8 protein-coding genes are annotated in these 10,298 nt (G+C 43.2%); 2 read left to right on the top strand and 6 right to left on the bottom strand.

The window, feature by feature from the left end:
• Positions 1–175 precede the first annotated feature (175 nt).
• From hemG to pepQ, 4 genes are read right to left on the bottom strand one after another with little or no spacing between them, the layout of a single operon-like run.
• Complete coding sequence (gene hemG, locus JK188_RS04060) at positions 176–700, bottom strand: menaquinone-dependent protoporphyrinogen IX dehydrogenase (protein ID WP_108479349.1); 525 nt, start codon at positions 698–700, stop codon at positions 176–178.
• A gap of 48 nt (positions 701–748) precedes the next feature.
• On the bottom strand, positions 749–2,200 hold the full coding sequence (trkH, locus tag JK188_RS04055) for a Trk system potassium transporter TrkH (protein WP_108479348.1): 1,452 nt from the start codon (positions 2,198–2,200) through the stop codon (positions 749–751).
• A 15-nt stretch (positions 2,201–2,215) separates the two neighbouring features.
• Positions 2,216–2,842 (bottom strand): IMPACT family protein, encoded by a 627-nt coding sequence (locus JK188_RS04050; protein ID WP_036954919.1) that lies wholly within the window; start codon positions 2,840–2,842, stop codon positions 2,216–2,218.
• Positions 2,842–4,176 carry a Xaa-Pro dipeptidase gene (pepQ, locus tag JK188_RS04045; protein WP_211887830.1) on the bottom strand — a complete coding sequence of 445 codons (1,335 nt, stop codon included), beginning with the start codon at positions 4,174–4,176 and terminating at the stop codon, positions 2,842–2,844. Before pepQ ends, JK188_RS04050 begins: the two co-directional genes overlap by 1 nt.
• 258 nt (positions 4,177–4,434) lie before the next feature.
• Here pepQ and fadB point away from each other — a divergent pair, with 258 nt between their 5' ends.
• Positions 4,435–6,627 carry a fatty acid oxidation complex subunit alpha FadB gene (gene fadB / locus JK188_RS04040; protein ID WP_211887831.1) on the top strand — a complete coding sequence of 731 codons (2,193 nt, stop codon included), beginning with the start codon at positions 4,435–4,437 and terminating at the stop codon, positions 6,625–6,627.
• A 4-nt stretch (positions 6,628–6,631) separates the two neighbouring features.
• Entirely contained in the window at positions 6,632–7,798 is a 1,167-nt protein-coding gene (fadA, locus tag JK188_RS04035) for an acetyl-CoA C-acyltransferase FadA (RefSeq protein WP_211887832.1), read from the top strand.
• Positions 7,799–8,090: 292 nt separating this feature from the next.
• Here fadA and fre read toward each other — a convergent pair whose 3' ends face one another.
• Both fre and ubiD read right to left on the bottom strand, forming a co-directional pair.
• Entirely contained in the window at positions 8,091–8,792 is a 702-nt protein-coding gene (gene fre / locus JK188_RS04030; protein WP_036954929.1) for an NAD(P)H-flavin reductase, read from the bottom strand.
• A 10-nt stretch (positions 8,793–8,802) separates the two neighbouring features.
• Complete coding sequence (gene ubiD, locus JK188_RS04025) at positions 8,803–10,275, bottom strand: 4-hydroxy-3-polyprenylbenzoate decarboxylase (RefSeq protein ID WP_006658346.1); 1,473 nt, start codon at positions 10,273–10,275, stop codon at positions 8,803–8,805.
• Positions 10,276–10,298: the final 23 nt, after the last annotated feature.

The following is a 10,298-nucleotide window of genomic DNA, read 5'->3' as shown; positions in this document are numbered from 1 at the left end:
TTCACCTCTGTTATCACGGGGCTTCGAGGTTTTCTTCGAGCCGGTTTGTCGTGACAACGGATGCGCATTATAGGGAGTCGCAGAAATCCTGCAAGTGTTTTTTGAATATTTTTATTCGACCGTTTTCTTTTTAAACAAATCGCGCAAAACAACCACGATTTGTTTAAATATCAAGCTAGAGATTATCAAATTCAGTTGCGAAAGCCGCAACATTATCCCAATTGGTATATTCAATTTCTGTATTTGGGTCGGTTGGTCCGTCTGTCATTTTCATAATGAGCCGGATCATCACTCTATCAAACCATTTATAGCGAGGGTAAAACAGCGCGCCTGCAAAAACAGACTTCACGGTCGGCTGCCATGGGCACTTCTCTAAGAACTTACGAGTATAGGCATTCGTCTCAACGGTATTCTTGCCTTCTTTTCTTGCTGTAAGGTTAACGGCAAAGAACCCCGTCTTCATCGAATTAAGTTGAGTTTGATGGGTTGTAGCAAAACGCACTAACTGCTTATTGAAATGCCCATAACGAATAGAAGCTCCCACTAGCACCTTTTCGTAAGCAGATAAGTTAAAACTTTTATCTGAATTCAAATCACGAATATCACACTCACGCCCAGCGCGACGTAATTGATCTGCCATTTTAAGTATGATTTTTTTGGTTTGCCCATCGGTGCTTGAGTGCAAAAGTAGATAACTCATTTTTATTCCTAATCGTTACTATCTATATACGTTAGCGGCGCAGCTATATTACTCACGCCAGAAAGTAGGGGTCAGTAATACTAATAAAGTAAACACTTCCAAACGACCAAACAGCATCGTGACAACTAAAATCCATTTACCTGCAGGATTCATTGTCGTGAAGTTATCAGCAACAGTACCTAAGCCAGGGCCTAAGTTATTCAACGTTGTCGCAATCGCTGAGAATGCAGAAAACTCATCCACCCCAGTGGCGATTAAAAGCAGCAAGCTAACCACGAAAACTAAAGCATAAGCAGAGAAGAATCCCCAGACAGCTTCAATGATCCTTTCTGGCAGCGCCCTTTGTCCTAATTTAATGGTATAGACCGCATTAGGATGCACTAATCGTTTTAACTCTCGGGAACCTTGCAGGAACAGTAAAAGGATACGAATCACTTTTAATCCCCCACCCGTTGACCCTGCACAACCACCGACAAACGCCGCACATAGTAGAAGCATTGGCAAGAACAGCGGCCAGCCAGAAAAACTGTCAGTGGTGAAACCCGCAGTGGTCGCCATCGAGACCACTTGGAAAAAGGCTTGATCCAACGTTTGCCCAAAGCCAGCATATACGGAGTGATACATCAGCACCGCGGTACAGATCACGACTAGAACAAACTGGAAACTGATGAACATTCTAAACTCAGGGTCGCGCCAATAAATTCCGAGGCTTCTTCCCGTTAAAACAGCAAAGTGCAAGCCAAAGTTACAACCCGAGATAATTAGAAACACGCCAATAATGGTATTAATGGCAGGACTATTAAAGTAGCCTATGCTGGCATCATGAGTAGAAAACCCACCGATCGCGATGGTTGAAAAACTGTGTGATATCGCATCGAACACATCCATACCAGCGATCCATAATGCAATCGCACACGCGATAGTTAGCAACACATAAATAAGCCAAAGGGTTTTTGCTGTTTCCGCAATTCGCGGACGCATTTTGTTATCTTTTAATGGCCCCGGCATCTCTGCACGATAGAGCTGCATCCCCCCGACACCTAAGAGAGGCAAAATCGCGACGGCGAGTACAATGATCCCCATCCCTCCAAGCCATTGCAGCATCTGCCGATAGAATAAGATCGCTTTCGGAAGAGAGTCTAATCCCGTCAGAGTTGTTGCACCGGTGGTTGTTAGCCCAGAAAAGGACTCAAAGAAGGCATCTGTAACAGATAAATTGGGTTTTTCAGAGAAGATAAACGGCAGTGCCCCGACACTCCCTAGCACCGTCCAAAACAGAACAACAATTAAAAAACCTTCTTTTGCTTTTAATTCATGTCGACTATTTCGCGTAGGCAGCCATAAAAAAAGCCCAATCAGCAACGCCGTTATAAAAGTTTGACTGAATGCTCGTCCCGCACCATCGCGATATATCAGTGCGACAATACCAGGTATGACCATAGTAAAAGAGAAGATAATGACGAGTAACCCGACAATACGAGTTATTGCGCGAAAATGCATTCGGCCGGTTCCTTGCTATGCTGTTTGCTCTTGTGACGGTTCTAAGAGAGTAACTTCCCCACGACTGATATCACGTAATTTATCGTTGACCTCCTGCTCACAAGTAGCAGGAATAGAAATTTGCAAAGATACAGACTCATTATAATCACTGAGCAATATAGTACCATTTACCTGAGCTAATAATTGCTCAACTCCATTGATAAGTGAGTAATCACATACCACATTGAAGATTTTTTGAGGGACTTTAGTTTGTGTTGGGAGCAACTTCAGCGCCTGCTGAACCCCACTGCCATAAGCACGGACTAACCCACCCGTACCTAGCTTTATTCCACCAAAATAACGCACAACAACGCAAGTGATCTCACCTAAGTTGCTACCTAATAGCTGCGCCATAATGGGTTTACCTGCCGTTCCCGTAGGCTCTCCATCATCAGAAAAACCTAGCTGCTGGGAATCATCAGGTCGTCCCGCTACAAATGCCCAACAATGGTGCCGGGCATCGGGGTATTGCGCTTTAATCGATTGAATATAATCTTTCGCAGCGTCAATACCCTCGGTATGAGCGATATAAGTAATAAAACGGCTTTTTTTGATCTCTTCCGAAAAAGAGATCGTTTCTGCCGGAATTGAGTACGCTTTCATTACGGTAAATGCAAATCTCGAGTCATATTTTCAATATGGTTATGATGGATAACGATATTATCTTCAATTCGAATACCACCATAAGGTTTGAAGTGCTCGATTTTATCCCAATTAAAGTGCTGACTGAACTCCCCTGTACGCCACGCAGAAAGCAAGGACTCAATAAAGTAAAGACCCGGTTCGATAGTTAACACCATTCTTGGTTCCAAAATACGAGTGCAGCGTAAGAATGGATACATTTTCGGTGCAGCTAAATGGGTACCATCTTCATCCTGCATAAAGCCTGCTACATCATGCACTTGTAAACCTAATGGATGACCTAACCCATGTGGTAAAAATGGTGTTGTTAAACCATTTTCAACCATAGCATCTTCGCTAATCCCTTTCACAATTCCATGCTTAGCAAGTAATTTCGCAATACGGTGATGCATATCTACATGGTAATCGGTATAACGCACGCCAGCTTTAATTGAAGCGATCAGAGCGAGTTGTTCTGTATTCAAATCTCCAACTAATTCTGCAAACTCACTTTTGTTCTTAGCCGCATAAGTACGAGTAATATCAGCGGCATAACCGTTATACTCAGCACCAGCATCAATCAAGAAGCTACGTAATTCACTCGGAGTCGTTTGCTGTAATTTAGTGTAGTGAAGCACGGCTGCATTTTCATTTAAAGCTACAATGTTACCGTAAGGCACATTCGTATCACGATGCCCTGTCGCTTCTAAGTAGCTAATATTAATATCAAACTCACTTGCCCCAGCTTGAAAAGCTTCGAAAGCTGATAAATGACCATTCACCGCCATTTTTTGTGCTTCGCGCATACAGTACAGCTCATAGTCTGTCTTATATGAACGGTGATAGTGATAATAATCGAGTACAGGTTTTGGGTTGATATTGTGTGTCGAAATACCTAAAGATTCGGCTTTGTTTGCAGAGGAGCCGATATAAGCTAGATGCTCTTTCGGTAAATTCGCTAAAAAGCCTTTAATTTCATCCGCATTTTTCAGATGAATAAGCTCAACTTCTTTCGTCCAGAAGCTAGTTGGTAAAGGTTCAACGCTATGCCAATAATCAACTGGTGAGTAAAACCATAACTTCGGTTTATTCACTCCATCGACTAATAACCAAGAATGCGGGACGTCCGTCACTGGAACCCATGCTTTGAAATGTGGATTCACTTTAAATGGGTAGTCACTATCATCGAGGAAAATGCGAATTGGCTCTCCTGAATGAATCAAGATGGCATCTAATTTACTGCGTTGCAAAACTTGCTGAGTCGTTTTTTGTAGCGTTTTAATATGTTCTGCGTAGAGTCCAGCCAGTTTTTCCATTTCGTTCAACCTTTCAGTATTAGTTAGAAAAATCAAGCTTATCACGTTCTGCTAATAACGTGTATGCACTCAATGACAAGATAAGATTAATGCATTGATTATTAATAGAAATATCATTTTCACCTTGTGTTATTTACCTTAATTCCTGTGAGCCGCCTTCCAGTTTTGTTATTAATCATTTGCATTTAATTAACATTATCGTCACACTGATTTTCATCTGGTCATACCAGATAAGACCGCCACATAAAGGAGAACAGCATGCTTTATCAAAGTGAGACAATCTCTATTCAATGGTTGAAAAAAGGTATTGCAGAACTGGTGTTTAACTCATCAGGACCAATCAATAAATTGGATACTCATACCGTCGCTTCACTTGATGAAGCAGTTGCAGTACTCGAACAACAAAGCGATTTACAAGGCGTTATTTTGCGCTCAGATAAACCCGCTTTTATTGTTGGCGCAGATATTAAAGAATTTTTATCCCTATTCGACGCATCCAAAGAAACCCTCAGTGAATGGCTTGGTTACGCGAATAGTATATTTAATCGCCTTGAAGATCTCCCTGTTCCAACTATTAGCGCAATTAATGGTTATGCCCTAGGCGGTGGATGTGAGTGTGTACTCGCTACCGATTTTAGAATTGCGTCACCCGATGCCAGAATTGGCTTACCTGAAACAAAGTTAGGAATTATGCCTGGCTTTGGCGGATCAGTCCGTTTGCCTCGACTTATTGGTCTTGATAGCGCTCTGGAAATTATCACTGCGGGTAAAGATGTGAGTGGATCTCAAGCACTGAAACTCGGTTTAGTGGATGCGATTGTCGAAACTGAAAAATTACCACAGGCAGCCTTGCACATCATCGAACAAGCTATTTCTGGCGCATTAAATTGGCGTCAAGCACGGCAGCCAAAACTTGAGCCGCTAAAACTTAGCGCACTAGAGCAAGCAATGAGCTTTAACGTTGCTAAAGGTATGGTCTATCAAGTTGCTGGAAAACACTATCCAGCACCAATGAGTGCAGTCAATGCTATCGAGAAAGCTGCAAACTGCACTCGAGATGAAGCACTGAAACATGAAACTGCTGCTTTCGTCCCGCTGGCTCATAGTGATGTTGCTCGTGCATTAGTTAGCGTTTTTCTGAATGATCAACAGGTTAAATCGACCAGTAAAAAAATCGCAGGTTCCTCTACTGCACCGGCACACGCAGCTGTACTGGGTGCAGGCATTATGGGTGGAGGTATTGCTTATCAATCTGCGAGCAAGGGTGTTCCCGTTCTGATGAAGGATATCAATGAGAAATCCTTAGATTTAGGTATTGATGAAGCTAGAAAGCTGCTTAATGGTCAATTTGAACGAGGAAAAATCACTGCAGATAATATGGCAACAACCTTAGCCTCTATCCATCCGTCTTTATCTTATGCTGGCATTGATAATTCTCAGGTGATCGTTGAAGCTGTCGTTGAAAACCCTAAAATAAAAGCCGCCGTGTTATCCGAAGTGGAATCACTAATCACATCAGAGACTATACTGGCTTCAAATACTTCAACTATTCCAATCACTGAACTAGCGAACTCTCTTAAACGCCCAGAAAACTTCTGTGGTATGCATTTTTTCAATCCTGTTCATCGCATGCCTTTGGTCGAAATTATTCGAGGTGAAAAAACCAGTGATGCCGCCATCGCTAAAGTGGTTGCTTATGCGAATAAAATGGGAAAAACCCCTATTGTTGTAAATGACTGCCCTGGCTTTTTCGTTAACCGCGTTCTTTTCCCTTATTTCGCTGGGTTTAACTTATTACTTCAAGATGGCGCCGATTTTAGAGAAATCGATAAAGTCATGGAAAAAGAATTTGGTTGGCCAATGGGGCCGGCTTATCTACTTGATGTTGTCGGGATTGATACCGCATTTCATGCAGAGCAAGTCATGGCTCAAGGATTTCCGCAAAGAATGCAAAAAGTCGGTAAGAACGCCATCGATATTATGTTTGAACAACAACGTTTTGGTCAGAAAAATGGCAAAGGCTTTTATCAATATGAAAAAGATAAAAAAGGAAAGCCAAAGAAAATTGATGACCCAAAAACCGATGAATTATTAAGTTCGATTCGCCAAAGTAAGCGTTCATTTACTAAAGATGAAATTATTGCTCGAATGATGGCGCCAATGGTGAACGAAGTGGTTCGCTGCCTTGAAGAAGGCATTATACAAAGCCCTTCAGATGCCGATATTGCGCTAGTTTATGGACTTGGTTTCCCGCCATTCCGCGGAGGTGTTTTCTGCTATCTTGATACACTCGGTAGCCAGTCTTATGTCAAAACTGCGGAATCCTACTCCCATTTAAGCCCGCTTTATCAAGTTCCAAATGGATTGAAAGAAAAAGCGGCCACTAACGCCAGATACTATCCGCAGCCACCGGTTGTGGCTATTGATGTTAAAAAAGTTGCGAGAGGTTAATCCTATGGAAAATGTCTTCATTATTGATGGTATACGCACACCAATGGGCCGTTCCAAAGGCGGTGTATTTCGTCATGTAAGAGCAGAAGACCTCTCTGCACACCTGATGAATGCAATTTTTGAACGCAATCCCAATGCGAAAAAGAAAGAGTTGGATGACATTATTTGGGGATGTGTTCAGCAAACCTTAGAGCAAGGTTTTAACATCGCAAAAAATGCTGCTTTATTGACTGATATTCCTCATACAGTTCCTGCGGTCACGGTCAATCGCCTATGTGGTTCTTCGATGCAAGCCATTCATGACGCAAGCCGTTTCATTATGGCTGGAGATGCTCATTCCGTTTTGATTGGAGGTGTTGAGCATATGGGTCATGTTCCAATGACTCACGGTATTGATTTCAATCCAAAGCTCACATTACGCGTAGCAAAAGCCTCTGGAGCCATGGGTTTAACTGCCGAAATGCTCGCCAAAATGTATAAAATCAGTCGCGAAGAACAAGATGCCTTTGCATTGAGATCTCACCAACGCGCGGCAGCGGCAACTAAGAATGGTAAATTTAGCCGTGAAATCGTTCCGATTTCAGGACATGACGCTGATGGCAATCTTATTTCAATCAACTATGACGAAGTCATCCGTTTTGATGCCAATTTGGAAGGACTTGCTGCATTAAGACCCGCTTTCGACCCTGTCAGTGGTACCGTGACCGCAGGTAATTCGTCAGCATTGTCCGATGGTGCTTCAGCCATGCTACTTACCAGTGAGTCTTATGCCAAACTGCATGGATTGAAACCTCGTGCAAAAATTCGCGCCATGGCCGTGGTTGGTTGCGATCCTTCAATCATGGGTTTTGGGCCAGTTCCTGCCACTGAATTAGCATTAAAGCGTGCGGGGCTGACGTTGAATGATATTGATATTATTGAACTTAATGAGGCTTTCGCAGCTCAGTCTATTGCTTGCCTAAAAGGGCTGCAAATTTCAGAAAGCCAAGTGGATCAGAAAGTGAATTTAAGTGGTGGAGCAATCGCTTTAGGGCACCCTCTCGGTTGCTCTGGCGCAAGAATCACAACTGCGTTGCTTAATCAGTTAGAACAACATGATAAGCAGTTTGGTTTAGCTACAATGTGTATTGGATTTGGGCAAGGCATCGCCACAATTATCGAAAGAGTCTAATTCATTTTGCCGTTACATTGTCGTATCTTGCAATGTTCCCGCCTAGTCAGGGGCGGGATTTTTTTATCCACGAACCAGCTCAGTGAAATCAATCAGCCAATCAACCAATCAACCAATCAACCAATCAACCAATCAACCAGAATATTGAATACAACTCAGTCCATCCCCTAAATAGTTCAGGTCACAGGTAGGCGGCAAGTAAAGCTATCCCTTGAGCATACTGGAGTATGTGATAGGGTAGCTTTATGAAGCTAACACCCCTGTGGCTTGAAATATGACGGGGATACTCAAATCACAAAAAGTCGAAGGCATCGCCGAACAACTGGGTGGACTTTGCCCCCCTCTCATTACAAAACCTATCCCGCGCAATCTTCGCCATCTCAAAACGACCCGCAATATAAATATCATGCCCAGATAAGTCACCGAAATCTTCTAGCACGGTACTCAAAACAGTTCCTGTTCTTCCACGCCAATTTTCATCCGGTTGCTCGACAACAGGGACCACTTTCAGATTAGGATAACGCTCACTAATAGCCTGCAATTCACCGAGGTCATACAAATGCTCTAACTGGCGACCGCCCCAATAGAAAGTAATATCCCGTTGAGGGTTTTCAGCCAAAGCAGCCAATAGAATAGAATGGGTATAAGAGAAGCCGGTACCGCCTGCGATCAAGATCATCGGGTTTTGGCTATTTTCGCGGAACCACGCTTTACCGTGAGGAATATCAATATCAATACGTTGCTGTTCTAAAATGCGATCCATCACCGCCATAGCGTATAAATTAAATTCCGACGCGCCAATATGCAGTTCGATAGATTGATTATTTTCGGGAGTAGAAGCCATAGAGAATGGTCGTTTGTCTCTTTCATCCATAACGACCATAAGATATTGACCCGCTTTAAAATGAAAAGGTCCGTCTGGCAACAAAATAACCCGATAAACTGTATCCGTGATAGATTCAACAGATGTGACTTTACAGCTCAAAGTTGCCATGATTTTCCTCTTACTTTTCAATAATATTTAACTGTTCCCAGATATCATCTACGCGGGATTTGACACTCTGCGTCATGACAATAGGGCGTCCCCATTCACGGTTGGTTTCTCCCGGCCATTTATTGGTCGCATCCATTCCCATTTTGGAACCAAGCCCAGAAATCGGTGATGCAAAATCGAGATAATCAATCGGCGTGTTTTCCATCATGACAGTATCACGAGCAGGATCCATACGTGTTGTGATGGCCCAAATAACATCTTTCCAATCACGAGCATTGATATCATCATCACAAACAATCACGAACTTCGTATACATAAATTGGCGCAGGTAAGACCAGACGCCCATCATTACTCTTTTTGCGTGTCCTGCATACTGTTTTTTCATGGTAACAACCGCCAGACGATAGGAACAACCTTCTGGTGGCAAATAGAAATCCACAATTTCAGGGAACTGCTTTTGCAAAATAGGCACTAAAACTTCGTTCAGCGCTTCCCCTAATACTGCAGGTTCATCTGGTGGACGGCCTGTATAGGTAGAGTGATAAATCGCATCGCGACGTTGAGTCACATGAGTCACAGTAAATACTGGGAAGTCATCAATCTCGTTATAATAACCAGTGTGGTCACCGTAAGGGCCTTCTGGTGCCATTTCGCCCGGTTCAATATATCCTTCAAGGATAATTTCCGCCCCTGCAGGAACCTCTAAGTCGTTAGAAATACACTTTACGACTTCCGTTTTATTGCCTCGGAGTAACCCAGCAAAAGCATATTCAGATAGCGTATCAGGAACTGGTGTCACTGCGCCTAAAATCGTTGCGGGGTCAGCACCTAGCGCCACAGCGACTGGGAATCGTTCACCTGGATGTGCCTGACACCACTCTTGGAAATCCAGCGCACCACCACGATGAGACAACCAACGCATAATAACTTTATTTTTGCCAAGGACTTGCTGGCGATAGATACCTAAATTTTGGCGTTCTTTATGGGGGCCTTTAGTGACCGTTAAGCCCCAAGTAATCAGTGGTGCAGCATCTTCCGGCCAGCAATGCATAACGGGGATCTTAGTCAGATCAACATCATCACCAGCCCAAATTTCCTCCTGACAAGGCGCTGAGCTTAAGCGTTTAGCTGGCATATTCAGCACTTGTTTGAATTTCGGCAACTTGTCCATTAAGTCACGAAAACCCTTAGGAGGATCCGGTTCTTTCAAGAAAGCGAGCAACTTACCCACATCATGTAAGGCTTTAATATCTTCTTGCCCCATTCCCATAGCAACGCGCTTGGTTGTACCAAACAAGTTACACAGAACGGGCATATTATAGCCTTTAGGGTTTTCGAATAGTAAGGCTGGTCCCCCTGCTCTTAGTGTACGATCTGCGATTTCAGTCATTTCCAAATAAGGGTCGACTTCCATCGTAATGCGTTTTAGTTCGCCTTGCTTTTCAAGCTGCGCGATGAAATCTCTAAGGTCACGGTATTTCATTATCTTCTTTTACTATTACAGGG

This window comes from Providencia sp. JGM181 (genome assembly GCF_018257375.1).
Classification (GTDB): Bacteria; Pseudomonadota; Gammaproteobacteria; order Enterobacterales; family Enterobacteriaceae; genus Providencia; species Providencia lanzhouensis.
This window is presented reverse-complemented; position numbering and strand designations above follow the sequence as displayed.

Excerpts from the sequence above, each read along its gene's own strand:
- hemG (WP_108479349.1), bottom strand. The coding sequence starts at position 700 with ATGAGTTATCTACTTTTGCACTCAAGCACCGATGGGCAAACCAAAAAA.
- trkH (WP_108479348.1), bottom strand. The coding sequence starts at position 2,200 with ATGCATTTTCGCGCAATAACTCGTATTGTCGGGTTACTCGTCATTATC.
- JK188_RS04050 (WP_036954919.1), bottom strand. The coding sequence starts at position 2,842 with ATGAAAGCGTACTCAATTCCGGCAGAAACGATCTCTTTTTCGGAAGAG.
- pepQ (WP_211887830.1), bottom strand. The coding sequence starts at position 4,176 with ATGGAAAAACTGGCTGGACTCTACGCAGAACATATTAAAACGCTACAA.
- fadB (WP_211887831.1), top strand. The coding sequence starts at position 4,435 with ATGCTTTATCAAAGTGAGACAATCTCTATTCAATGGTTGAAAAAAGGT.
- fadA (WP_211887832.1), top strand. The coding sequence starts at position 6,632 with ATGGAAAATGTCTTCATTATTGATGGTATACGCACACCAATGGGCCGT.
- fre (WP_036954929.1), bottom strand. The coding sequence starts at position 8,792 with ATGGCAACTTTGAGCTGTAAAGTCACATCTGTTGAATCTATCACGGAT.
- ubiD (WP_006658346.1), bottom strand. The coding sequence starts at position 10,275 with ATGAAATACCGTGACCTTAGAGATTTCATCGCGCAGCTTGAAAAGCAA.